The organism is Algimonas arctica (assembly GCF_014652695.1).
In the GTDB taxonomy this organism is placed as follows: domain Bacteria; phylum Pseudomonadota; class Alphaproteobacteria; order Caulobacterales; family Maricaulaceae; genus Litorimonas; species Litorimonas arctica.
Map to the genome: position 1 here is coordinate 129985 of NZ_BMZH01000001.1, position 26486 is coordinate 156470.

The following is a 26486-nucleotide window of genomic DNA, read 5'->3' on the forward strand; positions in this document are numbered from 1 at the left end:
CCATGCTGCGATGTTCAATTTGGTGGCGATGGTCGCGCGTTACGACCCTGCCGTGAATTGCAACTCAGCCAATCGCGCATAGAGCCCGCCTTGGGCGCTCAATTCATCATGGGTCCCGGTTTCGACGACGCGGCCTCCATCCAAAACAATAATCCGGTCGGCTTTCAACACTGTGGCGAGCCTGTGCGCGATAACAAGCGTCGTGCGGCCTTGGCGCAGCGTCTCAAACGCCAGTTGCACAGCGCGTTCGCTTTCCGAGTCCAGCGCCGACGTGGCTTCGTCGAGCAGCAAGATCGGCGCATCACGCAAGATCGCGCGGGCGATGGCGATGCGTTGGCGCTGTCCGCCGGACAGGGTCGCGCCACGTTCGCCAATATCTGTGTCATAGCCGGATGGCAGCGCGTCGATGAATTCATGCGCGAAAGCAGCTTTGGCGGCGGCGATGACGTCGTCGCGGGACACGCCTTCGCGACCATAGGCAATATTGTCAAAAGCCGTGCCGGAGAAGAGCGGCGCGCCCTGCTGCACGACCGCGATTTGCGCGCGTAGACTTTCCGGATCAAGCGTGCGCGTATCCGCATCACCGAGCCGGATTGTCCCGCCTTGCACATCATAGAAGCGCAGCAGCAGTTGGAAAACGGTGGTTTTACCTGCACCGCTTGGCCCGACTAGAGCAATCGTTTCGCCGGCGTTCACAGTGAAACTGACATCGCTTAGCGCGGATGTATCCGGTCGGGTGGGATAGGTGAACGTGACATCATCAAACGTGATCGGATCGACGTTTTTGGGCGTGTCATTGCCCGTTATCGTCGGGTTTTCATCCAGAATATCGATTAACCGTTCGGACGCGCCCGCTGCGCGCAGCAGGTTGGTCCAAGTTTCGGTTAAGGAGGAAAGGCTCGATACGCTCATCATCGCAAAAAACGTGAAGGCAACTATGTCGCCACCGCTCATGGTGCCCGCCATGACTTGTCGCGCGCCATTCCAGAGAATCCCGGTAATTCCGACCATGCTAATGGCGAACAGGATTGCCGTCAGCCAAGATTGAACTGTGATCCGCTTGGCCTGAACATCATAAGTCCGTTCAATGGCAGCACCGAACAGTCCACGCTCTAGGGCTTCGCGCGTATAGGCCTGTACCGTTTGAATTGACCCGATGGCTTCACTCGCCCGGCCCGAAGCTTCAGCTAAGCGGTCCTGTCCATCACGAGAGAGGCGGCGGATAACTGGTGTTACGAGAACAACGATCACAAAAATGATTCCGCCGACACCGACGACCAACAGGCCGAGCTGCCAACTGACGACGAACATCATGATCAACGACCCAAGAATGATCGCAACAGACCGCAAAGCAAAAGAAATCGATCCTGTCACCACGGTTTCGACCAAAGTCGTATCCGTCGTCAGGCGCGATAAGACTTCACCGGTCCGGACGCGTTCGAAATATTGTGGGCTGAGACTTGTCAGTCGATCAAACACCGCCCGACGCAAATCCGCAACGACGCGTTGGCCAAGCGTTGTGATAAAGTAAAATCGTAATGCGCCGAATATGGAAAAAATCAGTGCGAAACCCATGACGAGAACGAAATAGCTATCCAGTGCTCCGTTCTGGGCAAAGGGTAATGCGGCGCAATAGTCTGGGGCTTTGTCACCACCAAATCCGCAATCCACAATGAGTTTAAGAATGCCGCCGAGCGATAATGTCCCGATAGACGAAAAGATCAACGTAATCAGAAAGCCGACGAGCCGTCCCGGATAGCGCAATACGAAGGGCCACAGCGCGGCGAGCGGGCGGAGCGAGCGGGATCGGTCACGGTGACCTTTGTCCTGTTCGATCTGGGCCGCGAAGGCGGCGCCTGTTGAACGGGCAAAGTCTTTGGAATCGGGAGAATGAGCCATGATCGGGTGCGGCTATGTCATAGCGAAGCACGTGTGGAAAGCTGTGCTTTGCGCGAAATCTGGGGCTTGTTGCTTTTACCGAACCACCCCAGTGAGCCTTTCATGCCGCAACGCTTTTCCAATATGCACTCCGCATTGAAAACCGTCTTTGGTCACGATGCTTTCCGACCCGGTCAGGAAGAGGTGATCGACGCGATTATGGCTGGACGGAATGTGCTCGCCGTGATGCCGACGGGCGCTGGGAAGTCGCTTTGCTACCAAGTGCCGTCGCTGATGTTGGACGGGGTTAGCATTATTATCAGCCCGCTCGTCGCCTTGATGGATAACCAAGTTGCGGCCTTACGCGCGAATGGCATTGCGGTGTCCTGCCTTCATTCGGGCCAAGATCGCGCCCGCAATGTTGAGGAATGGAAACGGGTCGCTCGCGGCGAAGTCAGCATGCTTTACATGTCGCCAGAACGGCTGATGACGCCGCGCATGCTGTTGGCGATGGAACAGATCAACCCGCCCTTATTTGTCGTCGACGAAGCGCATTGTGTTTCCAAATGGGGACCCGCGTTCCGGCCCGAATATGGCATGCTCTCTGGCTTGAAAGCCAAGTTCCCGGACGCGCGGATTGCAGCCTTCACCGCGACAGCGGATGCAGGCACCCGGACGGATATTGCGGCGCAATTATTTGGCGGCAAGGGCGACGTGATTGTGCAGGGGTTTGATCGTCCGAACCTGTCCCTGACGGTGAAGCCCAAAATCAATCGGTCGTCCCAACTGCTCGATTTTATGAAAGATCGGCAGGGAGAAAGCGGGATCGTTTATGCGCTGTCGCGCAAAAGCACTGAAGAACATACGCGCACGCTCGTCGCAGCGGGTTATACCGCGCTGGCGTATCACGCGGGGATGAGCGCGGAACAACGGTTTGAAAATCAGGAACGGTTTATCGCCGAGGACGGCATCGTCATGGTCGCGACGATCGCGTTTGGCATGGGGATCGACAAGCCGGATATCCGCTTTGTTTTTCACGTCAATCTGCCCAGTTCGCCCGAAGCTTATTATCAGGAAATCGGCCGCGCGGGCCGCGATGGTCAACCGGCCGATACGGTTCTCCTTTATGGGCTCGACGACATCCGAATGCGCCGTCAATTCATCACGCAGGAAGACTCGGACGCGGATCATCAGCTCCGCGAACATAAGCGGCTTGATGCATTGCTCGGCTATTGTGAGGCATCGACTTGTCGGCGTCAGGTGTTGATGGCGTATTTCGGTGAAGATCTACCGCCGTGTGGGCAATGTGATGTGTGCGAAAACCCGCCGGAGCGGATCGATGCGACGGACGCCGCAATTGCGTTCATGCGCGCGGCACAGGACACGGGAGAGCGTTTTGGCGCCAACCATGTCATCGCGGTCGCGCGTGGTGCCGACACGGATAAAATTCGCCAATTTGGACATGATCAACTGCCGAGTCACGGCACAGGCCAACGCTGGGGGGATCCGTTCTTCAAATCCCTCGTGCGTCAGGCCATCGCCACGGGCTACCTCAGCGTCGATATGGAACGCTACGGCCGGATTGTCGTTAATGCGCCGGGCCAAGCCTTGGTCGCGGGTCAGGGCGCGTTTTTAATGACTGAGCCCAAAGCGCCTCAGACTTCAAAAACGCGCAAGCGCAAAGTCGCGCCGGAATTAATGGGGGAGGCGGATCATGATTTGCTCGTGACTTTAAAAAGTTTGCGCCGGGATATGGCCCGCGAGATGGGGAAACCCGCCTATATTATTTTCTCTGACGCGACTTTGATTGATATGGCGCAGAAGCGGCCTAAAAATCGTGGGCAAATGTTGGGGGTCTCCGGGGTCGGCGAAACGAAATTCGAACGCTTTGGCACCGTCTTTTTAGAGGCGATTAATTAGCCTAGATTTTAGAGAGACTGGCAAGGGAGCGCGGCTGGCACAAAAGAGACTTGCTCGAAGCTGATGTCGGGCGTCTCGCCGGCGTCATAGGTCACAGTAACAAATAGCGTTGCAATCGGGGCGTCTGGATTGCCCGGCGCGTCAATCGTCTTGATGACCCTTGGATTTGCGCTGAGAAAATGCACGCAGGATGACGATATATCACGCTCAGACTTCGCGTCTTCGATGATAATGTTGACGTCATTTTTAGCTCCACTAACCAGAACGTCGAACGGTACAGAGTGGGTGACAAGATATTGCGCCAACCCCGGCTCGGTCGTCTCAACGGGTTCAGCAACCAAAGGGGCGGTTTTCCCTGTGATCGAAAACGCCACGCTGGCCGCGGCCGGTAAACTGATCAACTCAATCATGATCCATAACCCGATCAGGATTTTATATCGCGGTTTTGCATTTTTGAGGCGTTTGAGCATGTACTCTTACATGCATGTCTTGGGCCAGAGGCCTTGAGCCTGACGTATCCGGCGCTTAAGTGCGGCCTATGACGACGACCCCACCCTATAAGCCGACAAAAGCTGGAGTGCTGTTTTCAGGCGGACAAGACAGCGCGACGGTGCTCGCGTGGGCGCTCACCCGGTTCGATCATGTCGAAACGATTGGGTTTTCCTATGGCCAACGCCACAATGTTGAGATGACAGTGCGAAAAGCGCTACTGGAACAAATGCGGACGGAATTCCCGCAATGGTCTGACCGTCTCGGCGAAGACCATGTGATTGATTTGGCGGGCTTTGGCGCAATTAGCGAAACGGCGCTGACGCGAGAGCGAGAAATCGACACGCTGGAATCCGGTATGCCCAATACATTCGTTCCGGGGCGCAACCTGATCTTTCTAACCTATGCGGCGGCTCTCGGTTGGCGGCGTGGGTTTTCAGACCTCGTTGCCGGTATGTGCGAAGCCGATTTTTCTGGCTATCCGGATTGTCGTAAGGAAACATTGGACGCACAGATGCTGGCGATATCATTGGGGCTAGAGCGGACGTTCACATTGCATTCGCCGCTCATGACACGGTCCAAAGCACAAGCCTGGGAGTTGGCGGAGACGCTCGGCGGGAACCCGCTGGTCGAGATGATCCGAACGGGCACCCACACGTGCTATATGGGCGTACGCGACACGTTGCATGCCTGGGGCTATGGCTGTGGTACGTGCCCCGCTTGCGACTTACGCGCTAAAGGATGGGCGGATTACGCCGGATCATGAGCTACGCTGTCAAAGAACTTTATCTCACCGTTCAGGGGGAAGGCGGCCAAGCGGGTCGCGTCGCCGTATTCCTGCGCTTTGCGGGCTGCAACCTATGGAGCGGACGCGAACAAGACCGCGCCACGGCTGTTTGTTCGTTTTGTGACACGGATTTCATCGGTACGGATGGACCAGGCGGGGGTCGGTTTGACGCCGAGGGATTGGCCGAAGCCGTTTTGGCCGCATGGCCGGCCGGGCAGCAGGACCGATGGGTCGTCTGTACGGGCGGGGAGCCGCTCTTGCAGTTGGACGCCGCCCTCATTGCCGCGCTTAAATCAAAGGGCTTTAAAATTGCCATTGAAACGAATGGCACAATCGTCGCGCCAGACGGTATCGATTGGATATGCGTGAGCCCGAAGGCGAATGCACCCGTGGTGCAGAGGTCCGGTCAGGAACTAAAACTAGTCTATCCGCAGAAAGAAAATCAGCCCGATCAATTTGTTGATCTCGACTTTGAAAATTTCTTCTTACAGCCGCTCGATGATCCGTCGCGGCAGCTGAATACGGACGCAGCCTTCCAATATTGTTTGGCCCACCCGCAGTGGCGACTGAGCGTGCAGGCGCATAAATATATTGGCGTGGCTTAATCCCGACGCTCAACCGCTAAGAGAGGCTTTTGGCCGTTTGATTGGAGAAGCGGGAAATGGCCCGGTGCGCATCCGACCAGATACCATTGGCCTGTGGGGACCCAAATTGGTCAATGCCTGTTTCAAACCATTTGTAAGACACAGTGCCGAGGCTTTCGCCGGACAGGCGCAATAATTCGCCACTTAATTCCGCCCCGCCGGTACCAAAGCTCTGAAAGCTCAGGCTGGGTTCTCGTGAGAGCTGCTCAAAGGTCGGACGGTTGTTTTTGGCGTCTTCCAACGTCACGCGAAGGACAATGTCCGCGTCATCAGAGACGAGAATGCCTTTTTTCGCAAAGTCCCGGTTAAGCTCTTCATAGACCTCGTCGACCAATGAGTTCAGGGCTCTATCGCCATAAAATCCATTGCCAGAAAATCCGGATCGCAAGCTACGAATGCCAGACCCGCGTTCACTCATTTTCTTTGGGAGATTATTGGCCCGATAGGCCAATTGCTCGGACAGAACGACCTCGATTTTTACGGGCGCTTGCACAGGCGCGCTGATGGTGCTGTCAAATCCGCGCGATTTGGCTACGGCGCTCATCGGCGCGAGGATCAGGGCAGTGGAAGCAAGAATGAGGGCAGTGCGGCGCATGGTCAGTCTCCTTTATTATGCTACATTATAGCATTTTTAGGCGACGGAAACAAATATCGAAAGCGTGAAGAGGGCTCGCAGAACCATTAAGCCGTTATGCGAACGCGTCGATGACAACGGAGAGTACATTCGTGGCGCGCTTAAATTTCATGAGTTCGGAGTCTAACTGGCTTGCATGAAACTTGCTGGAGACCGTAAAAACCTTACCGGACAGATCGACGACTTGGGTCGTCATGACCAAGATTTTCGTTGATGTATCCATCGCCTGATCCGTAATTTTGACCGGAACGGACCCAACGTAATAGACCCCTTTGCCGGTGGCATAGGCGCCTTTGCCAACCATTTTGGTTGTGCCGACGACGCCTTTTCCAACGGTCTTGCCCGTAAAATAAGTGGCTTTGAACGGTAATGCTGCTGCTTTGCCCGTTGTCTTTGCGACGGTCATGCATCCGGACAGGCTGAAGGCCGCTAGCCCAATGATCACAAACTGACGCATCGAAATCCCCTTAAAGTCGCAGCCCCTTTATCAGCCGAGCCTGAACAGGCGCTTAATCGACAGACTATTTCGCTTCACGCCACCAGCCCCAGGCTAAGGCCGCGAAAAATGCGAGGAAAAATGCGAATGGCGGCGCCAGCGGACGACGTTTCGATCGAGTGACCGTATAGGCGTCATTATCCCGCACCCCGATCCAATTCCTGCCCGTCAATGCTCCGGTTTTAATACGACGCACGTCGGGCATATAATCCATCGACAGGCCAATCATCCGTGTCGTGCCGCCTGTGGCGTCTGACAGCGGCGCCAAGACGTCGACGGTGGGAAGAAGTTCAGCATATTCGATAGGATTGAGCATACCGACCGCGGCGATAGTGGAGAGGCTCCCGTGACTGAGCCGGTACGCACCAAGCCCGCCGAGCGGCATCGCGCCCGTATAATATCCGGCCTCGACTTCGGTCATGACGATCTCAGACGCGGTTCCGTCAGGCAAGATGATTTGCGCCGTATCAGGGGCGCTATCAAGCGTGCGCCGTTCGACAATGAGCTGTTCGTTTTCAGCGCGCGCCGACAGGGTTTCGGCATCAAGATCTGGTTCTCCCAAAAGCCAATGCGCGGTGCGGCGGAACATTTCTTGATAGGGTCCACCGCCTTCATAGCCTTTGGCCCAGAGCCACGCTTGATCGCTCATCAGCATTGCAACGCGCCCCTCACCAACCCGGTCGATGATGAATAACGGCGTCCCGTCCGGGCCTTCCATCAAAACATTGCCGGCGAGCGGATCATTTTCAATCGCGCGGAACCACGGTCCCCATGTTTGGTCATCGCGCCCCGCAAACGACCGTGTGATCGGATGCAAGCGACCTTTATCATTAAGTTCAGCCCGGAACGGCTCTGTCGTTGTTTGTCCCGTTGGCCGCGTCGGTAAAACGCTGACCAAAGGTGTCAGATAGAGGCTGTCTTCCGACGCAAACGCAGGACCCGCCGCGACGAGTAGCGCACCGCCATCTTCAACATAACGCGCAATATTAGAGAAGTAGCGCGACGGAATCGTCGGCTCTCGCATGCCATTTTGACGAGGAATATCGCGGCGCTGATATTGATCGAAAATGATGAGATCGAAGTCGTCGAGCCGCTCTTCAAATAATTGTCGCCGTGGGAATTGGATGAGGGACAGCTCAAGGTCGCCCGCATTGGTGTTCTTCACCCGGGGCTGGGTTAGGATTGTGAACTGTACCAAATCGATTGAGGGATCGGATTTCAAAAGGTTGCGCCAAGAGCGTCCGCCAATATGCGGCTCGCCCGTGATGAGCAGCACTCGCATGCGGTCACGAATACCGGAAATTTCCGCGATGAAGAGATTATTATTGAGCGTTAACTCGCCCGTCTCTGCAGGCACGACACTCATTTCGATCGTGTTGCGGCCACGCCGTTCAATCTCGAGCGGGACAGATAGGGTTTGGCCAATGGTGATCGGGAAGCGGGCTTTACGTTCACCGTTGAGGCGGACTTCGATTTGGGCGCGCTCCCCCTCATGACCGGGATCATCGACACGGAGTTCGAAACTTGCGAGTTCGCCGACCACACCAAATTTTGGGGCTGTCACAGCGGAAATTCGGCGGTCGCGCGCGTCGGGGTCACCGATGATGAGGGCATGAAACGGAACGCCCTCGGGCATGACGGTAGCGGTGGCCGCGCTGACATCATGCGCTTGACCATCGGTCAGTGCGATCACGCCGCCAAGCCGTCCAGACGGGACCGAAGCGAGCGCGTCTGTCAGCGCCAAGGCGACCCGTGTGCCATCAGCATTCGGCGGAATAGTGACGCTGACGATGTCGATCGGTCCGTCCGCGGATAGGCGCTGCCTCAAGGTAATCTCGGCCTCATTGGCGACATCGGATCGGTCGCCCAATTGCATGGAGTCAGATGCGTCCTTCAGGATCAAAACTGTGTCGGGTAAGGGGCGGCGATCTTCGCTGACGAGTTGCGGCCCTGATAAGGCCAAGCCCAAAAATAGAGCCGCGAGCAAACGTTGAAAGTCGGACCGCAGCCGCGTTGCCGTCGCGAACAACGCCGCTGCGGTTGCGAGACCGACCAATAGGATAACCCAGAGCCACGGCAGCAGCGGATCAAAAGCGATGCGGGAGAGCCAGTCGTCAAACATCACGGACGCTCCCGCGTCTGGTCGAGTAAGTCCTGAATAGACCCTATTTCTGGCTGCTCTTGGCTTCGGTTGCGTAAGTCTTGGATCGAATCGAGACCTGAGCCGTCGCCTGCATCCGGATCGCCCATGCGCCGGATCAGTTCTGCCGCGTGGACTTGGTCCGCTTTATAATTGCCGGACAGCGCATACATGGCGACATTGACGCCAAAGCGGATCGCGAATTCACGTTGGCGCGGGATTTCGTTGGCCAGATCGACCAGCGTACCCGTATCGGAGTCAATCGCCCAAGCGGCCGCCCAATCGTTAGAGCCGATAATCACCGAAGAGACACCGTCGCGGCCGCCTTTGGTCGCGCCTTCGCCTTCGACATAGACCGGACCATTGGCCCAACGACCCGGAAAGACCTGCGTAAGATAAAAAGATTTGGTGAGAACGTGATCCTCAGGAACCCGGGCTAAGCGGCCAATGTTCAATCCGCTGGTGACGCGCGATAGCCCCGGATGTGCCGCGCCCGCACGGAAAGACCGTTCCGCCTCATCGGCGGTGTCGAGCATGAGTGTCCCCCCCGCGGCGATATAAGTATTGAGTGAGACGCGCTCAGCCTCCGTCAGGGCCGCCGTATTGTTGCGGACAGGCCAATAGAGAAATGGATACATTTCGAGCCCCACGCTGTCCGGGCGGACAGCATGAACGCCAACAGGCTCAATCGTGGTTCGAAGGGTCAGTTGGCGCTTTAAACTTTCCAGCGCTGTCATGCTAAGCCCATCGATGCGCGCGTCTCCTGTTTCGATGTACGCTAAGTGCAAACCGAGGGCGGCTTCGCGCACACGTTCATTGGTTTCGCTTTGGGCGTCCGCGTGTCCGGGCAGGATCGTGAGCCCGATGAGAACGGCGCTGGTCGCCGCGGCTCCGAACCGGCGTAACCGCCCGGTCAGGCTCGCAGACATAATCATATCAAGCGCGAGCATAAACATCGCGATCCCGAGCAGGACGCCCGCCAGCGATCGGGGTTCGCGTCCATCCATACGCTCAATGGTCAAACCTTGCGTGGGAAACATTGCAATCGCTTCGGGGTTGGACACGGCTTGAACTGCGCGTTGCCGGGTTCCGGACCGATAATAGCCGGGCGGAAGCGTAGCATTATTCACGGCCCAATCTGCGTCGGGGACAGTCACGGGACGAGGGGGCGGCGGTCGCAGCTCCCCGAACGGACCGAGGACACGGTCAAGCGTCCATGCGCCGCCTTCCGCCGAAGACACGACGCGCCGTGATTTCGCGAGCGGTAGAATGCGCTTCAACATGTCGACATATAGTCCAGAGATGGCCAAATTCGACCATTCCGGTCCGGCTGTAACATGAAAGAGAACGATGCGGCCTTCACCGCGCACGGATGAGGTCACGATCGGCGAGCCGTCTTTCAAGCGCGCCCACGTCCGTGCATCTGTCTCTGCGCCGGGGCGCGCCATAACTTGACGTGAGACGGTAATGTCCGCCGGGACGGCCAATCCAACGAACGGTGATTCAGACGCAAAGGGCGCGAGGGCTTGCGGTGTTTCCCAGGCCAGCGCTCCGCCGATTGAGCGACCGCCCCGCCGCAAGGGCACAGGGACGAGCGTATCAGACGTGGCGGCCAATTGGGGACCGGCAAAGCGTATCAACACGCCACCATTTTCGACATAGTCGATAATCTCTGGGGCGTCAGATCGCATCGAATCCGGCATGACAAGCACCGTCGGATTGAGCGGTAGTACCGTCTCACTATTGCCGATGAACAGATCAGCAAACGGGCTCAGCGCTTGCTCCGTGTAGAAATTTTCGGACAAAAGCGGGCTGGAAGACCCTGACGGCGGGGCGAGGACACCGACCAGAGGGCGTCCAAAGCTATCGTCGAGCAGTTTCGTCGCCGCACCGGCCCGCATTCCGGTCACACGCAGGCGCGTGACTTTGGCGCGTAATTGCGGCGGCAGTGATATGGACACCGTTGAGAGCGACGCACCCGGCGCAAAGAGGAGCGGTTCAACTGCCAGAATGTCGCCGCTTTGTGACAGGGCCTCGACGGTCGTGCTGCGTGGGCTTAGCGCACTGAACCAATCGGCCTCGAACCCGTCCGCCGTCTCGCGGACATCGCCAGGAACGATCACCGTGTCTAAGGCTTCGGGAAGCAGCACGGTCGCGCCCACGTCGCGCAGTGATGACAGAAGGGCCGTGTCATCGCCAAAGCTAACACCAGACGAGAGGAAAACGGTATTATTGTCACGCGAAAGTGTCGGGATTTGCACGGATCGCGCTTGGAACACGGGGGTGGCAGAGCGAAGTCTCAGCAGCGCCTCGGCGGCCGGAATGGGGGTCGGGTCAGGATCATCTCCGAGAATTAAAACGACGTCTTGATTATTGCGCTGGGCGTCGCGAACCCGGCGGCGGGCATCATCTGTCAGATCATCCCAGATTGGGGCGGCGGCGGCGCTATCATCAATGATAAGGGTTAGCGGGCGCTCGGGCGGGGCATCATTGCTTTGCAACAAGGGTTGGCTCAGCGCGAAAACCGCCAGTGCGACCATCAATAGCCGATAGAGCAGCACCCAAATCGGCGTGGCGTTGGGCGTTTCTTCATCTGTTTCCACACCTTGCAGGATCGCAAGCGGAGGGAATATCCGGCGTTTGGGCGAGGGGGGGCTAATTTTGAGAATCCACCACACTAACGGCAAGGTCAGCAGGCCTAACAGGGTCAGCGGCGCGAGCAGGGACAATGATCCCATCAGAGGGAGCCTTCAAAGGCTTGATAAAGCGCTGTTAGGGCTGGGCCGGGAGGTTGGTCGGTGCGGTGACGAATGACGGTAAAGCCCAAATGGCGGGCGCTGGTCTCAATCCACTCGCAGTGAGCGGCAAAGCGCGCCTGATAGTCTTCTTTCGCTCGTTCGGCGCGGCCCATCAGATAGGGTTTGAGCCAACCGCCAGGTGTTTGAAATTCGACACGCCCTTTGAAAGGAAAGCTTTCTTCTGCGGGGTCAATAATATGCAAAATAACCCCGGATGCTGGGCGCGCCGCTAGAGCCGCGAGTTTGGTCGGCCACGCGCCAGGTTCGGTTAGAAAGTCGCTGCAGAGTAAGAGTTTTGCATAGGCCGGAATTTTGCCGGTCAAGTTCACCATGTCGCCGTCTGATCGCGCCAAGCGTTGTGCCAAACGTTCATAACCGACGCGCCCAGATCGCGGACGTTCGCTTTCCCCCAACACGGCGCAGCGTTCCCCGCCGCACATCAATAGCGAGGCTAGAGCGAGGGAAAGAACACTGGCCCGGTCCCGTTTTGTCGGGAGGGATTTATCGGATCGCCAGTCCATGCCCGGACCGCCGTCTCGCCAGAGATAGACGGAATTGGCTGCTTCCCATTCATTGTCGCGCACAAAAACCGCATCCCCACGGCCAGATCGCCGCCAGTCAATACGGTTGGCCGGATCGGACACATCATAGGGGCGGTATTGCCAGAAGCTCTCCCCCTGTCCGGCGCGGCGACGGCCATGCACACCCGCCGCGACCAATGCCGCCACACGGTCGGCCTCGGCCAGCAACGCCGGATAGCCAGATGCTAAACGATCGGCGTCTTGTCTTAATGTGTGTGCAGCCGTCTGAACTGGCATGATATCTATCTGATACGATCCACAAGGCGCGCGACAGTGTCGTCAATCGTCGCCCCCTCGGCGCGGGCCGCAAAGCTCAACGCCATCCGGTGTCGCAAAACGGGTCCGGCCAGATCAATCACGTCATCAACGGACGGCGAAACACGTCCATCAATCAAGGCCTTGGCGCGTGTGGCGAGCATCAAGGCTTGTCCTGCGCGCGGCCCCGGGCCCCAAGCGACAGTCTTGCGGATGACTTCATCTTCTGATTGATCCGGACGGGCATTGCGCACGAGCGTCAGGATTGCGTCCAGCACAGTTTCACCGACTGGCAATTGCCGAACGAGTGCCTGCATATCCATAAGGGCTTTCGCCGTCATCGCTTTCTTAGCGGCTGGCAAAGTCGATCCGGTTGTGGCGATCAAAATATCGCGCTCGGTTGCAAGTTCTGGGAAGCCGACATCAATTTGAAATAAGAAGCGGTCAAGCTGGGCTTCGGGCAGCGGGTATGTGCCTTCTTGCTCAATGGGGTTTTGTGTCGCGAGAACGTGAAAGGGTTTGGGCAGCGCGTGCGGTTTGCCTGCGATGGTTACGGAGCGTTCTTGCATCGCTTGCAGCAGCGCGGATTGGGTGCGCGGGCTGGCGCGGTTGATTTCGTCCGCCATCAGCAATTGCGTGAAGACCGGGCCTTTGATGAAACGGAAATTGCGTTTTCCATCTTCATCCTGTTCGAGCACCTCAGACCCGAGAATATCGGCGGGCATAAGGTCAGGGGTAAATTGGATGCGCGAATCTTTGAGACCCAAAACGGTGCTAAGGGTTTCGACAAGCAATGTTTTCGCCAATCCCGGAACCCCGACGAGCAGCGCATGTCCGCCTGACAGGATGGCTGCGAGGGCGAGATCAACGACTCGATCTTGACCATAAATGACCTCGCCAATATTCGTTCTCACGCTATTGAGAGTCTGCACAGCGTCTTGTGCCGCCTTTTCTGTGGCGGAATCGACTGCGGTGTCGAGGATTTGGCCCATTGTGCGTGTCCGTGCGTAACCTATCTGTTAGACCGCGTAACAATGCACTCGCCGACGGGAAAGGCCCATGACCATCGAAAACACGTTAAATGAAGGTAAGTCGCCCTTTTCTCTCCAAGATTTGATGGAGGCGCTGGCGGATACGTCGGGCGGCGAGCGTCCGGTTGAACGCTGGAACCCTGATTATTGCGGTGAAATGGACCTCATCATCAAGGCAGATGGGAGTTGGTGGCACGAAGGCTCACGGATTACCCGCCGGGGCATGGTCGATCTGTTCGCGTCTGTCCTGCGCAAGGATGAAGATGGTCGAACGTATTTGGTCACACCAGTTGAGAAGTTGGGTGTGCAGGTCGAGCGCGCGCACTTCTTAGCGATTCGGGTTGATGCAACAGGTGAGGGTGAGGCGCAGCGCTTGTTTTTCAAAACCAACCTCGGCGAAACTGTTGAAGCCGGATCGGACCACCCGATCCGTGTGGAAACCGATGAAAAGACTATGGAGCCGGATCCTTACGTTGGAGTGCGCGGGCGGCTCGAGGCCGCTATTACGCGCGCCGTGTTTTATGAGTTAGTCGATTTAGCGGTCGAGACCGACGGCACGCTCGGCGTTTGGGCGGGCGGTCAATTCTTCCCATTGGGGCCAAAAGGGGCGCATGCCGCGTGAGCGATTGGATTGAAGAGAAGCTGCGCGACGCATTTTTGCCGATCCGCATCACGGATGGCACGGACGCGATTACACGTGATACGCAACGGGTTGCCGCTGTCTTGCTCCCGTTCGTGAAACGCGAGAGCGGCTGGCATTTGATCTACACCCAACGCCCCGAAACCATGCCCAATCATGCCGGACAGATTAGTTTTCCGGGGGGGAAGGCGGAAAAAGGAGAAACTGTTCTCACCGCCGCCTTGCGCGAAACACAGGAAGAAATCGGTCTGCTGCGTGACGCGATCGAGATTATCGGCCGTCTGCCGTCATTTGATGCAACGGGACATTTTCGTATCACGCCCTTTGCCGCCATTATCGATCCGGATGCGGCGTTGATTATTGACGAACACGAAGTCGCTGAAGCGTTTGAAGTGCCGCTCGAGTTCCTTATGAATCCCGACAATCATGTTGCCAAACCCGTCACGTTCGACGGGGAAACCTTCATCGTATATTATATGCCCTATACAGGGGAGGATGATGTTGAACGGAACATTTGGGGCATGACGGCCGGGATGACGCGGCGCGTATGGCACCGCGGGTTTAATCCGTCAGGCGTCGAGTAGCCGCATTGCGATCTTGTCGCGCTCTGTCGCTGGGGTATGAACGCTGTAATGTCTGATCCGAGCCAAACCTTCCCATTTTTAACTGACGCAGGCGCGAACGCCATATTGGCGGCGCTGCCAGAGGGCTCGACCCGGTTTGTCGGCGGCTGCATTCGCAATGCGCTGTGGGGGCTGCCGGTCGCCGATATCGATATGGCCACGCAATTGTCGCCCCAAGAGGTGCAGACGGCGCTGAAAGCGGCGAAGATTAAAACGGTTCCAACCGGAGTATCTCACGGCACATTGACGGCGGTTGTGTCCAGAAAACCCTATGAAATCACAACCTTGCGCCGCGACGTTGAAACCGATGGGCGCCGCGCCGTCATCGCCTATACCCAAGATTGGGCCGAAGATGCGCAGCGCCGCGACTTCACCGTCAACGCGCTTTACGCCGATGCTGCGGGAGAGATTTACGATCCGACAGGCGAGGGGCTTAAAGATATAAAGGCGCGGCGCTTTCGTTTTGTCGGAGATGCGGATGCGCGCGTGCGTGAAGATTATTTGCGAATCTTACGGCTGTTTCGCTTTGTCGCTTGGTATGGCGATGACGCCAAGATCACTAAAGAAGCGCTGTCGGCCTGCCGCGAAAACCGACGCGGGTTGAAATCCTTGTCGGCAGAGCGCGTCTGGTCAGAGACCAAAAAACTTCTGTCGGCCCCCGACCCCGTCCGCTCAATTCGCATCATGTTGCAACAAGAGCTGCTCGACACGCTGCTGCCCGAAGCCAGCAATGTTGATGGATTGGTGGCGCTCATTGCGTTGGAAGCCCGCGAAGGGATCAAGCCTGATCCACTCTTGCGCTTAATGGCCATGATGGGGCGGGACGCGCTGTCGGCTGCCTTACTGGCGAAACGGTTGAAATTGTCGAACAAAGAAGCCGCGAGGATCAAAGACTGGGCGTCAAATGCCGAAAACTTGTCGCATGATATGCCAGAGCGCGCTCAGAGGCAGGCTATTTACCGCGCGGGCCAACAAGTGATTATAGATCGCGCGCGTTTGCGGGCCGCCGGGGCTGAAGATGCGATTAAATCTACGCAGTGGATGGGGCTGGCTGATCTCGCGATGGGCTGGACGCCGCCGACATTCCCGGTGCGCGGGGCAGACCTCCTCTCGGCAGGCGTGCCCAAAGGCCCGAAACTCGGGAAAGCCCTCACAGCGCTAGAAGCGCTCTGGGTTCGGTCAGGATTTTCAACGGCAAAGCCGCAGCTTCTCGCGGCTCTCAAACTACTAGGCTATTAATATGGCGCTGAAGCTTTTCATCGGGAACTATAATTATTCCAGCTGGTCGCTGCGGCCTTGGCTAATTCTGCGAAAAATGGAGGTTCCGTTCCAAACTGAATTGGTCGATCTCGACGTGCCGGGCTACAAAGAGCGCTTACTGGAAATCAGCCCGATGGGTACGGTCCCTGTGCTAGACGTGAATGATGAGCGCATTCCCGACAGTCTCGCAATCGCTGAGTTTTGCGCCAAAATGGTCCCGAATCTCTGGCCAAGAGACGAAGTCGATCGCGCCGAAGCGCGCCGCGTCACGCATTTAATGCATGAAGGCTTCGATGCACTACGTCGCGAAGCCCCAATGAATTTGAAACGCCGCACAGAGGGGCCAATGCCTCAGGCTTGCCTTGAGGACGCGGCGACCATCGTAGAAATGTGGGATGACCTGTTATCGAAGCATGACGGGCCTTATCTGTTCAATGAGTGGTCAATTGCGGATGCGTTTTACGCGCCTGTGGCGACGCGATTCGAAAGCTACGGCTTGCCGCGTTCGCACCGCTCAGACACATATATCTCCGAGCTGATGAGTGATGGGCATTTCCAAGACTGGGAAGCGCTCGCCTTTGCTGAAACTCACGTCTTGCCAGACACGGATGCCGTCAATGCGTGATCTAAAAGCGGCCATCCGAACGGTGCCGAACTTCCCTAAACCGGGCGTCCAGTACCGAGACATAACAACTTTGCTCGCGGATCCTGAGGCGCTTGCTGAGTCGGTCAAACGCCTCGCCGCGCCTTACCGTGATGCGGGGTTGACCGCCGTCGCGGGGATTGACGCGCGCGGCTTTATCTTTGGCACAGCTGTGGCGATAGAATTAGGCGTTGGTTTCATTCCTGTTCGTAAGGCCGGAAAATTGCCGTTTGAGACGTTAGAGCAGGATTATGCGCTCGAATATGGACGCGACACGCTACAAATTCACGCCGATGCGGCGGATGCAGGCGATAAAGTCCTGCTGGTCGATGATTTGATCGCCACAGGCGGCACGGCGGGCGCAGCTGTATCTTTGCTGCGCCGGACGGGCTGTGAGGTTGTCGGGGCTGCGTTCCTCGTGGACCTGCCGGATCTGGGCGGCGCAGATTTGATTAAGGCGATGGACGTTCCGGTGACGTCCTTAGTCGCATTCGAGGGCGACTGACTTTAGACGTTAAACTTGAACAGCATGATGTCGCCGTCTTTGACAATATAGGTCTTGCCTTCTTGGCGGACTTTGCCGGCGTCTTTTGCGCCTTGTTCGCCGCCATGAGCGATATAATCGTCATAGGCTGTCGTTTCGGCTTTGATGAAACCTTTTTCAAAATCGCCGTGAATGACGCCCGCACATTTCGGTGCGGTCCAGCCATCGATAAAGGTCCAAGCACGGGCTTCTTTCGGCCCGACGGTGAAATAGGTCTGGAGGCCGAGTAGGGCATAGCCCGCACGGATGAGGCGGTTAAGGCCGGGTTCTTCGAGACCGATCGCGTCCAAATATTCAGCCTGCTCTTCATCTTCTAGAACAGCCATTTCCGATTCGATTTGCGCCGAAATGGCGACCGCTTGCGCGCCTTCGGATTTGGCATGGGCCATGACTTTGTCACTAAACGCATTGCCCGTCGCGGCGCTGTCTTCATCGACATTGGCGACATAGAGCACGGGTTTGGATGTGAGCAGCTGGAGCATGGCCCAAGCTTTCTTGTCGTCTTCGTCAATTTCGACCGTGCGCGCGGGTTTGCCGTCTTCGAGCACCGCAATGGCCGTCTCAATGAGACGCATCGTCTGGATGGCCTCTTTGTCGTTTTGCTTGAGCTTCTTATCCAGACCGGGTTTGCGCTTCTCAAGGCTTTCCAGATCCGCCAGCATTAGCTCTGTTTCAATGGTCTCAAAATCTGACATCGGGTCGATGCGACCATCGACATGGGTGATGTCATCATCTTCGAAACAGCGCAGGACATAGACGACGGCGTCGGTTTCGCGGATGTTGGCGAGGAACTGGTTGCCCATGCCTTCACCCTTGGAGGCACCCTTTACGAGGCCCGCAATATCAACAAAGTTCATACGCGCAGGGATGATCGACGCTGATCCGCCGATTTTGGCGATAATGTCGAGGCGCGGTTCAGGCACAGCCACGTCGCCGACATTAGGCTCAATGGTGCAGAACGGGTAGTTCGCCGCCTGTGCATTGGCAGTTTTGGTCAACGCATTGAAAAGCGTTGATTTTCCGACGTTGGGCAAGCCAACAATGCCGCATTTGAAACCCATGATGAGCTACCTTGCTATATATTCTGCGACTCGGTTCTGAAACAGATCCGTCGCGCCACTCGCTAATTTATCGGCATAACGGCCAATGCCGTTGCACATATCATCGCGTAAATTGATTTCGTCTTTGGCAAATCCTGAGAGGACGTAGCCGGAGACGCGGTCCTTATGTCCCGGATGGCCGATACCGAGGCGGATACGTTGAAAGTCGGGGCCGCCGCACATTTGGTTGATCGATTTCAGGCCGTTATGGCCCGCTAACCCGCCGCCCATTTTGACGCGCACTTTTCCCGGGGCAATGTCGAGCTCGTCATGAAAGACAGTCACGTCGGATAAGGGGATTTTATAAAAGGCCATCGCCTTTTGTACCGACAAGCCAGACTTGTTCATAAATGTCGTGGGTTTGAGGATGAGGACTTTTTCGTCCCCAATCATGCCGGTTCTTGCGAGACCCGAAAACTTGGCCTGTTCAGGGCCAAATTTATGGTCGTCAGCAATCGCGTCGACGACCATGAAGCCGATATTATGACGGTCGAGCGCGTGTTTCGCGCCCGGATTGCCAAGGCCGACCCAGAGCTTCATGGTCTGGGTCTCCTTAAGCGATGGCTCCGCTTTGCGGCGTAGCCAGCCGAACATTACTCAGAGTCAGCTTCGTCAGTCTGCCCAGTTGCAGGAACGGCAGCCGCATCGACTTCGTCTTCATCAGTCGCTTCGACTTCAACACGTGACGCAATCATAGTCGCGATGGTGAAATCGCGGTCCGTGATTGTTGGTTTGACGCCTTTTGGCAACGTGATGTCTGAAATGTGGATCGCATCACCAATATCAAGTTTGGAGATGTCAGCTTCGATGCTGTCCGGAATGCTACCCGCCGGGCATTTCACTTCGATGCTGTAACGCACGACGTTCAATGTGCCGTTGGCTTTCATGCCTGGTGACTCTTCTTCGCCGATAAAGTTCACTGTGACTTCAACGTCGATCAGGGTCTTATTGGTCACGCGGTAAAAATCGACGTGAACAGGGAAGTCTGTGACAGGGTGGAATTGAACGTCTTTTGTAAAGACCTTCTGGTTTTTGCCTTCGTGGGACAATTCGATCATGGAGCCGAGGAAGTCGCCGGTGTTCAGCGCTTTCAAAACTTCATTCATTTTCACGGCTACAGAAACAGCGGCTTCATCGCCACCATAGATGACGCCGGGAACTTTACCGTCGCGGCGTGCCGCGCGGGCATTCCCGGTTCCAGTTTCTTCGCGAACGACAACGTCAAGAACAACGCTCATGGGTCTATCCTAGTAATTTAAAAAATGAACCGCCCCCAGAGATATCTGAACGGGCGGTCACGAATAGCGATTACGCTATCCAAATCCGGTTGCGCGCGGCCATACCCAACGAGTCGAGCCGACGCAAGTGTTTGCGTCAGCCTACTCAAACAGTTTTGATACGGATTCATCATTCGCAATACGGCGAATGGCTTCTCCGAGAAGTTTTGAGGAGGATAATTCGCGAATCTTGTCGCACGCCTTGACGGCATCAGGTTGTGCAATCGTGTCGAGAATGACGACTTCTTTCAATTCGCTATTGGTAATGCGCTCGACAGCCGGGCCAGACAGTACACCATGCGTAATGTAGGCTGAGACAGAACTGGCCCCATGATCCTTTAAGGCGGCGGCCGCATTGCTGATCGTGCCACCTGAGTCGATAATGTCATCATAAATGATGCAATTGCGTCCTGCGACGTCGCCGATGATGTTCATAACTTCGCTTTCGCCGGCTTTGGGACGGCGTTTGTCAACGATGGCAATGTCAGCGTTGAACATTTTCGCGATGGATCGCGTCCGCACCACGCCGCCTGTATCAGGGGAGACAAACATAATGTCTTTGCGGGTTTTGGCAGAATATTGTTCTTTAATGTCACTGATAAAGACGGGCTGGGCGAACAGGTTATCCGTTGGGATATCGAAGAAACCCTGAATTTGTCCGGCGTGAAGATCAACGGTAAGAACACGGTGAGCGCCCGCTTTGCTAATCAGGTTCGCGACTAGTTTTGCTGAAATCGGGGTGCGACCGCCTGTTTTTCTGTCCTGACGGGCATAACCAAAATAGGGGATGACCGCTGTAATCCGCTGAGCCGAGGCGCGAACAAGCGCATCAATCAAGATGAGCAGCTCCATCAAATGGTCATTTGCCGGGGCGCTCGTGGGTTGGATTAGAAAGATATCCTCGCCGCGCACATTCTCATTGATCCGTGCGAATATTTCTTGATCCCTGAACCGTTCGATATCGATATCGGTTAAGGGGACATCGAGGACGTCGGCAATATCCCGCGCGAGCGCGACATTCGCTGTTCCGCTGATGAGCTTCATGGCGGTCCCTTCCCAAGGACTGAGTGAGCGCTCCCCTAGCGCCCCACATGCGGGCTGTAAATCACGGGGGGCAAAAATTCGTGGGGTTATGTAGGGTTATCGAGTCTGTGAGGCCCCTGAGCCAATCGTATCTGACATTAGTGAGGTAAGACGATTGCGGAGATATTTCGCCCATAGCCTTCCAAACCCTGATGGGTGTTGCGGCGGTACGAAAAGAATTTCGCCTCATCGGCATATGTACACTGTCCGACCCAATTCCGGTTTTCGACACCGCAATCCGCGAGCCGTGACAGGATAAAGGCAGGTAGGTCAAAGTGGGGGATGCCCGAAGGGCCAGAGACGAAATATTTGGCATAGTCTGCGTTTACGTCGGTGAACTCCGCCATAAAGGCGTCTCCGGCTTCATAATTCGGTTGGCTAATGCAGGGGCCAAGAACCGCAGAAATGTTGTCTGGGTGTGCGCCCACCTCACACATCGCGGCAATCGTGCTCTCGACAATGCCGGACAGCGCCCCCCGCCATCCAGCGTGACAGGCCGCAATCACGCCTGCGTCTGTATCCTCTAATAGAAGAGGTCCGCAGTCAGCCGATTGCGCGGATATCGCGAGACCGGGTGTTTTTGTGACCAACCCATCAGCGCGGATCGGCTCTGTCGGTGGCGATTCGATGATTTCGACATCGTCGCTATGGATTTGACGCAGGCTTACCAAGTGACCGGCGCCTAAGGCCTCGCACACGAGGGCGCGGTTCTGGTTCACGGCCTCTGGGTCATCGCCGGAATACAAGCCTGTGTTCAAAGAGGCATAGATTCCCGTGGAGACGCCCCCTTGCCGACCCGCAAATAGGTGGCGTGATTTTAGGTTTGGGTGAGTAGTAAATATGGTCACGCGTTAAATCCAAGCGGTGTGGGAAGGCCGGGCGCTGACAGGCAAATGGCTTTGAACAACAAACCCATTTCATCCTCATCCAGCAGGCGGTGGAGCTGTCGTAGCAATTTAGGCCGGGCCTTTGGGTTGCCCCGGAGCAAGGCCATCGCACGTACTTCGACTCCAAGCCGAGATAGAAAGGTTCGCTGCGCCAAAGGGCCGACCGTGTCCAAGCCTACAGCATCGGCAAGGGCCTTCAGACCCTCGAAGTCCACTCGTGCGGTGAGGTCCGTATCCCCGGGCGCACTGAACACGCCGACCTTCTCGTGGCGTTTGAGCGCTTGCAAAGTATCGCCGAATTCGGTCGTTTCAGGTCCATAATCAATGAAGAGCGCGCGGCCGGGCGTGGCCGCGAAACGCGCGTACAAGTGATCCGCAAGCTGCGCGCTCGCGGGACATATTTCGAGCAGATCACCTTGGCGCGGATTGTCATGTGTGCCGGGGAATGTTGATGTGAGAGACGGGGCTGCGGCTTGGCCATCGGTTTCAAAGCGCAAACCATCATCCGCGACGCCGACACGCCGTTCGCTCCAGCCTTTTTCGCCCGCAAACGGATCTGTGCAAACAAATTGCCGAATCGGAAGGCAGTCGAGGAATTCATTGCCGATGATGAGGCACGGCGCGTCGTCCACAGTTTCCAAACGGTCGGCCCAACTGACCTGCGCGCCGCTTCGTCCTAATGTCTTGGCCTGAACGGCTTGTAGGGCGGACGAGGCTTCGACAAGGATGATTTGCGCGGCTTTGAGGCAATGCGGCTCAAGCGCGACCGCTTTTAGGATGTCGGCCATCATGACGCCGCGGCCGGGGCCAAGCTCAATCAGGTTAAACCGCGACGGGCGCCCCAGATCGACCCAGCTTTGCACAACCCACAGGCCCAAGCATTCGCCGAACATTTGGCTGATTTCAGGCGCGGTAATGAAGTCACCCTCTGACCCCAATGGATCGCGTGTCGGATAATACCCATCAACCGGGTCAAGCAGGCATAGCGTCATATATTCTGCGACGCTCATGGGCCCCGTATCGCGGATACGCGCTTTGAGGCGCTTGGAGAGCGCTGTTTCAGAGACCGCGTTTTCAGACATTAGATCAGGTCTTTTTTGAGACATCATCGGTGACGGACGCCCGGTCTGCGACGTCCGCAGTACCCGCATAGGCCGGATCAACCGCCGCACGTCGGGCGGCCCAGACCACAACAATCAAACCGATGATGACCATTGGCAGGCTATAGGCCATCCCGCGTGTCAGCAGTCCAAACTGCGCAATATTCGCATCGGGCGTTCTGACAAATTCGACACCAAAGCGGAACAGACCATACCCGAGAACGAATGCACCAGTGACCAGTCCCGGTTTGCTCATCGCTTTGAACCGTGTCGTGAGGATGCGTAGGATGAGCCAGAGGATAAAGCCTTCGAGAAAGGCTTCGTAGAGTTGGCTGGGGTGCCGGGGCAGGCTGTCGGGGGCTTTCTGGAAGATAACGCCCCATGCGACCTCGGTCGGACGACCATAGAGTTCTTGGTTCATGAAATTGGTGATCCGAACCAAGCCCAGACCAATCGGCGCGCCAATGGCGGCGAAATCTGCGATCCGCATGTAGGATGTCTTTTTGCGCCAAGCCGTATAACCGATTGCGGCGCAGACCCCGAGGAACCCGCCGTGAAAGCTCATGCCGCCGCCGCGAATGCCGAGCACGATGTCTTGCGGCGCGGTCCAAAGCATGTCCGTTGAATAGAGAATAACCCACCCCAACCGACCGCCAACGAAAATGCCAATGAACGCGTAGAACATCAAATCCGAGAGGTCGTCGCGGGTTGGGACAATCAGCGAGCCGCGTGTCGGGCCGGACGCCAGCCAGTATTTCTTTACCTCTGCGACCCGCGCCGCATAAAGATACGCGCCAAAAAGCCCGACAACATAGGCAATGCCGTACCATTTTACGGTAAGTGGCCCGATCGAGAAGGCGTCCTCGCTGATCCACGTCGGAAAGATGATCGCGCTAATAAGGTCGATAAAACTAATCATGTGGCCTCTCTAGCGAAGGGGGACGTATGATTAAAGCGGCAACTGGCAATCGCCCTGTCGGTTTCCTAAATAAGACAAGAACACATTGGAGACGATTATGCAGTCGCGAAACAAACCTCTTGCCGATATCTCAAACTTGATGGCCAATGCCGTGGGTGCCGCCAAAGGTGTCGGCGATGAACTCAAAGCCGTTACACGGTCACAAGCGGAGAAATTTATTGCCGATATGGATTTGGTGACGCGCGATGAATTTGACGTGCTTAAGGCCCGTCTTGATGCGGCTCTCGGTGAAATCGAAGTTCTCAAAGCCAAACACGACGAGACTTAAAGACGTTGCAGATTACGATTTTTACGCACAGCTCGCAGTCATATCTAAAGTCTGCTACATAAGGGGCTCCACTATAACGAGGAGTCCGTCATGACACGTCCCCTAACGCTGATTAGCTTGTCTGCCATTACGCTCATGGCCTTCGCGGGCTGTACGACGGACGGACAGCCGACGCGCAGTGACGCGATTGCCGAAACGCTCGCCGATGCCCGTGTGGGCGAAGAAGTCGATAAGATCTGCTTCACGCGCGGGATCGACAGTTTTTCAGAGGAAAAACGCAATTCAGTCGTCCTAAGGCGCGGTGTGAATGATGAGTATCTTGTCGTGACGCAAAGCTGCACCAATCTTGATATGGCGCAAAGTCTCCGGTTGGATAGCGCGCTCGGATGCCTGCGACGTCAGGACTATATTCGGGTCTATCAAAGTGCGTTTGGCCCGTCGGACGCAGATCGTTTTGCCTTTGACCGCTGCCAGATCGACGCGATCTACAAATGGGATGATGCGCTAGACGCTCTCGTCGATGATGAGCCTGACGCTGATTGACCCCCAAAGGGGCATTCATAAAAAAGTGACAAGCATAAAGAAACCGGCGCGAACAAGTCGCGCCGGTCAAATTTTACAAACTGTGGAACAGCTTAGGCTGTTTTGATGTCCGGGATACGCAGGACTTGACCCGGATAAATTTTGTCCGGATCGGATAACATCGGCTTGTTGGCTTCGAAAATCTCTGGATAGAGTTTCCACGTCCCGTAGTAGGTTTTTGAGATTGCTGACAATGAATCGCCGCTTGCAACCGTGTGAAAGCGTGACTCACGGCCGACCAAACGGGTTGAGGCTTCGTCCTTAACGCCGCCAATGCCTTCGACATTGCCGACTGCGAGGATGATTTTCTCTTTCATTTCTTGGCTGACGGCTTCGCCTTTGACTGTGACAACACCATCGTCATCAACCTGAATGTCGAGGCCATCTGTATCGAGATCGTAGCTCTTAATCTCTTTTTGCAGCTTTTCGTCGGCCTCCTTGCCCCCAAAGAGTTTCCCCAAGCCCCGGCCTGCGGCTTTTACAAACGGTATCATTCCAAACATAATTTTTTTCCCTTAAATGTGATGCACTGTTACGTATTGTAACGTGCTGCGCCAAGGAAAGTTTCATCGCGCGCTATATTTCATCGAAATCCGTCCTTTGGGGAGACAAGCGCATTCAGGTGTTGGCGAAGGGCAGGGGGTTCGCTATTGGCGCGCAAAGTATAGACTCTCGTTCGACGCGGAATAAGTTCCTGCGCGATATTCGATTTTTAAAGGATGTTCCTATGGCCAACCTCATTCAAGCTGGCGTTAGTGTCTTTGGCCTGTTCACCATTGATCCGGCTCTGCTCGCTTTCATCATGATTTTTGTTGCGTTTGCGACGCTGAATTACATCGACAAAAAGCGGATCGACTAGGGTTTAGACCGCCTTGGCGCTTCTCGCCCCCATTTTATTGCTGACTGTCGGTCTCGTCATCCTTGTGGTGGCGGGGGACATACTTGTGCGCGGTGCTGCGGCCTTGGCCCGTCATTGGGGTGTTCCGGCACTGATCGTCGGTCTCACGGTTGTCGCGTTTGGGACGTCGGCGCCTGAGCTTGTCGTGAGTGTCAGTGCTGTGCTCGACGGTGTTGGTAATATGGCCGCCGGTAATATCGTCGGGTCGAATATTGCCAACGTCCTGCTGGCGCTGGGTCTGCCCGCGCTTATTATGGCAATCCCCACGAATTTGAGCGGCGTCGCCCGCAATACATTCGTCTGTGTTGTCGCGACGGTTATGCTGATTGTCCTCGCCTTTCTCGGCAATCCATTGATTTGGTGGCAAGGGGGCATCCTGTTCGCGGGGATCGTTATCTACCTCATCTGGATGGCGATGTTAGCGCGTGCGGGCGTGGATGAGTCCATATTGGAAGAAATGGCGGAAATCGAAGAAGGCAAAAGTGGCCTTCCAAAATCGGTCTTTTGGGACATAGTTTATGTCGTTGCCGGATTGATCGGTTTGTTCCTGGGGGGCGAGTTGATCGTCACCAATGCGGTAAAGCTGGCATCCGGATTGGGTGTGTCGGAAACGATCATCGGCCTGACGATTGTCGCCATTGGGACATCACTACCTGAAATAACAACAGTTATTGTCGCGACATTGCGCGGTCATTCCGAAGTCGCGATTGGCAATGTGTTGGGCTCCAACGTGTTCAACATTTTTGCTGTCATGGGTGCAGCGGGACTGGCTGGACCGGTTTATTTTGAGGATAATCTCTTCCAATTCGATCTGTGGGTGATGTTAATTGCGACCATCGTGTTGATGATGTTCGTGATGACCCGAAAGCCGATTGGCCGCAAAACTGGTGCGATCTTCGTGTTGGCCTATATCCTTTACATGCTCGCCGTCGTTTTCGGATTTAAGTGA

The 26486-nt window shown here is 56.1% G+C and carries 28 protein-coding genes; 12 read left to right on the forward strand and 16 right to left on the reverse strand.

Going from position 1 to position 26486, the window contains the following annotated elements; translation table 11 throughout:
• Window positions 1–39: 39 nt before the first annotated feature.
• Window positions 40–1899 (reverse strand): ABC transporter transmembrane domain-containing protein, encoded by a 1860-nt coding sequence (locus IE105_RS00660; RefSeq protein ID WP_189494311.1) that lies wholly within the window; start codon window positions 1897–1899, stop codon window positions 40–42.
• Here IE105_RS00660 and recQ point away from each other — a divergent pair.
• On the forward strand, window positions 1891–3798 hold the full coding sequence (gene recQ, locus IE105_RS00665; protein WP_233353907.1) for a DNA helicase RecQ: 1908 nt from the start codon (window positions 1891–1893) through the stop codon (window positions 3796–3798). The genes IE105_RS00660 and recQ overlap by 9 nt on opposite strands.
• A gap of 8 nt (window positions 3799–3806) precedes the next feature.
• Here the strand turns inward: recQ and IE105_RS00670 are convergent, their stop codons facing one another.
• The gene (locus tag IE105_RS00670; RefSeq protein WP_189494313.1) at window positions 3807–4268 is read right to left on the reverse strand and encodes a hypothetical protein; all 462 of its coding nucleotides are present in this window, start codon (window positions 4266–4268) and stop codon (window positions 3807–3809) included.
• 68 nt (window positions 4269–4336) lie between these two features.
• Here IE105_RS00670 and queC point away from each other — a divergent pair, with 68 nt between their 5' ends.
• A complete protein-coding gene (gene queC / locus IE105_RS00675) occupies window positions 4337–5053 on the forward strand; it encodes a 7-cyano-7-deazaguanine synthase QueC (protein WP_189494315.1) in 717 nt (238 codons plus the stop codon).
• Complete coding sequence (gene queE / locus IE105_RS00680; protein ID WP_189494317.1) at window positions 5050–5679, forward strand: 7-carboxy-7-deazaguanine synthase; 630 nt, start codon at window positions 5050–5052, stop codon at window positions 5677–5679. Before queC ends, queE begins: the two co-directional genes overlap by 4 nt.
• A gap of 16 nt (window positions 5680–5695) precedes the next feature.
• Here queE and IE105_RS00685 read toward each other — a convergent pair whose 3' ends face one another.
• From IE105_RS00685 to IE105_RS00710, 6 genes are all read right to left on the reverse strand, one after another.
• Window positions 5696–6313: a hypothetical protein gene (locus IE105_RS00685; RefSeq protein WP_189494319.1), complete on the reverse strand. Its 618-nt coding sequence runs from the start codon at window positions 6311–6313 to the stop codon at window positions 5696–5698.
• Window positions 6314–6407: 94 nt separating this feature from the next.
• Window positions 6408–6809 (reverse strand): hypothetical protein, encoded by a 402-nt coding sequence (locus IE105_RS00690; protein ID WP_189494321.1) that lies wholly within the window; start codon window positions 6807–6809, stop codon window positions 6408–6410.
• A gap of 64 nt (window positions 6810–6873) precedes the next feature.
• A complete protein-coding gene (locus IE105_RS00695; protein ID WP_189494322.1) occupies window positions 6874–8973 on the reverse strand; it encodes a hypothetical protein in 2100 nt (699 codons plus the stop codon).
• Entirely contained in the window at window positions 8970–11726 is a 2757-nt protein-coding gene (locus IE105_RS00700) for a DUF4159 domain-containing protein (protein WP_189494324.1), read from the reverse strand. Before IE105_RS00700 ends, IE105_RS00695 begins: the two co-directional genes overlap by 4 nt.
• Entirely contained in the window at window positions 11726–12604 is an 879-nt protein-coding gene (locus IE105_RS00705) for a DUF58 domain-containing protein (RefSeq protein ID WP_189494326.1), read from the reverse strand. The genes IE105_RS00700 and IE105_RS00705 overlap by 1 nt, the downstream gene beginning before the upstream one ends.
• Before the next feature lie 5 nt (window positions 12605–12609).
• On the reverse strand, window positions 12610–13614 hold the full coding sequence (locus tag IE105_RS00710; protein ID WP_189494328.1) for an AAA family ATPase: 1005 nt from the start codon (window positions 13612–13614) through the stop codon (window positions 12610–12612).
• 67 nt (window positions 13615–13681) lie between these two features.
• On the opposite strand from IE105_RS00710, the gene IE105_RS00715 reads away from it, so the two are divergent.
• Genes IE105_RS00715 through IE105_RS00735 form a run of 5 tightly spaced genes read left to right on the forward strand, consistent with a single transcriptional unit; the run spans window position 13682 to window position 17324 of the window.
• On the forward strand, window positions 13682–14275 hold the full coding sequence (locus IE105_RS00715; RefSeq protein ID WP_189494330.1) for a DUF1285 domain-containing protein: 594 nt from the start codon (window positions 13682–13684) through the stop codon (window positions 14273–14275).
• Complete coding sequence (locus tag IE105_RS00720) at window positions 14272–14877, forward strand: NUDIX hydrolase (RefSeq protein WP_189494332.1); 606 nt, start codon at window positions 14272–14274, stop codon at window positions 14875–14877. The genes IE105_RS00715 and IE105_RS00720 overlap by 4 nt, the downstream gene beginning before the upstream one ends.
• A gap of 48 nt (window positions 14878–14925) precedes the next feature.
• Entirely contained in the window at window positions 14926–16155 is a 1230-nt protein-coding gene (locus tag IE105_RS00725; protein ID WP_189494334.1) for a CCA tRNA nucleotidyltransferase, read from the forward strand.
• Between the two features lies 1 nt (window position 16156).
• Entirely contained in the window at window positions 16157–16801 is a 645-nt protein-coding gene (locus IE105_RS00730) for a glutathione S-transferase family protein (RefSeq protein WP_189494336.1), read from the forward strand.
• The gene (locus IE105_RS00735) at window positions 16785–17324 is read left to right on the forward strand and encodes an adenine phosphoribosyltransferase (protein ID WP_189494338.1); all 540 of its coding nucleotides are present in this window, start codon (window positions 16785–16787) and stop codon (window positions 17322–17324) included. Before IE105_RS00730 ends, IE105_RS00735 begins: the two co-directional genes overlap by 17 nt.
• 2 nt (window positions 17325–17326) lie before the next feature.
• On the opposite strand, the gene ychF is transcribed toward IE105_RS00735, so the two are convergent.
• The 7 genes from ychF to lgt all read right to left on the reverse strand — a co-directional run bounded on the left by ychF (window position 17327) and on the right by lgt (window position 23729).
• Entirely contained in the window at window positions 17327–18424 is a 1098-nt protein-coding gene (gene ychF, locus IE105_RS00740) for a redox-regulated ATPase YchF (RefSeq protein ID WP_189494340.1), read from the reverse strand.
• Between the two features lie 6 nt (window positions 18425–18430).
• Window positions 18431–19003 carry an aminoacyl-tRNA hydrolase gene (gene pth / locus IE105_RS00745; RefSeq protein ID WP_189494342.1) on the reverse strand — a complete coding sequence of 191 codons (573 nt, stop codon included), beginning with the start codon at window positions 19001–19003 and terminating at the stop codon, window positions 18431–18433.
• 53 nt (window positions 19004–19056) lie between these two features.
• Window positions 19057–19701, reverse strand: coding sequence for a 50S ribosomal protein L25/general stress protein Ctc (locus IE105_RS00750; RefSeq protein WP_189494344.1), 645 nt, complete (start codon window positions 19699–19701; stop codon window positions 19057–19059).
• A 141-nt stretch (window positions 19702–19842) separates the two neighbouring features.
• The gene (locus tag IE105_RS00755; RefSeq protein WP_189494346.1) at window positions 19843–20784 is read right to left on the reverse strand and encodes a ribose-phosphate pyrophosphokinase; all 942 of its coding nucleotides are present in this window, start codon (window positions 20782–20784) and stop codon (window positions 19843–19845) included.
• Window positions 20785–20921: 137 nt separating this feature from the next.
• The gene (gene pgeF / locus IE105_RS00760) at window positions 20922–21665 is read right to left on the reverse strand and encodes a peptidoglycan editing factor PgeF (RefSeq protein WP_373299027.1); all 744 of its coding nucleotides are present in this window, start codon (window positions 21663–21665) and stop codon (window positions 20922–20924) included.
• 2 nt (window positions 21666–21667) lie between these two features.
• Window positions 21668–22792 carry a class I SAM-dependent methyltransferase gene (locus tag IE105_RS00765; RefSeq protein ID WP_189494350.1) on the reverse strand — a complete coding sequence of 375 codons (1125 nt, stop codon included), beginning with the start codon at window positions 22790–22792 and terminating at the stop codon, window positions 21668–21670.
• A gap of 4 nt (window positions 22793–22796) precedes the next feature.
• On the reverse strand, window positions 22797–23729 hold the full coding sequence (gene lgt, locus IE105_RS00770) for a prolipoprotein diacylglyceryl transferase (protein WP_189494353.1): 933 nt from the start codon (window positions 23727–23729) through the stop codon (window positions 22797–22799).
• Window positions 23730–23826: 97 nt separating this feature from the next.
• Between lgt and IE105_RS00775 the strand changes: the two genes are divergently transcribed.
• Entirely contained in the window at window positions 23827–24057 is a 231-nt protein-coding gene (locus tag IE105_RS00775; RefSeq protein ID WP_189494355.1) for an accessory factor UbiK family protein, read from the forward strand.
• Between the two features lie 90 nt (window positions 24058–24147).
• Complete coding sequence (locus IE105_RS00780) at window positions 24148–24600, forward strand: DUF6491 family protein (RefSeq protein ID WP_189494357.1); 453 nt, start codon at window positions 24148–24150, stop codon at window positions 24598–24600.
• A 92-nt stretch (window positions 24601–24692) separates the two neighbouring features.
• Here IE105_RS00780 and lysM read toward each other — a convergent pair whose 3' ends face one another.
• Entirely contained in the window at window positions 24693–25142 is a 450-nt protein-coding gene (gene lysM, locus IE105_RS00785; protein ID WP_189494358.1) for a peptidoglycan-binding protein LysM, read from the reverse strand.
• A 224-nt stretch (window positions 25143–25366) separates the two neighbouring features.
• Here lysM and IE105_RS15475 point away from each other — a divergent pair, with 224 nt between their 5' ends.
• Both IE105_RS15475 and IE105_RS00790 read left to right on the forward strand, forming a co-directional pair.
• Window positions 25367–25498, forward strand: coding sequence for a hypothetical protein (locus tag IE105_RS15475; RefSeq protein WP_267904642.1), 132 nt, complete (start codon window positions 25367–25369; stop codon window positions 25496–25498).
• Between the two features lie 13 nt (window positions 25499–25511).
• Complete coding sequence (locus IE105_RS00790) at window positions 25512–26486, forward strand: calcium/sodium antiporter (RefSeq protein ID WP_189494360.1); 975 nt, start codon at window positions 25512–25514, stop codon at window positions 26484–26486.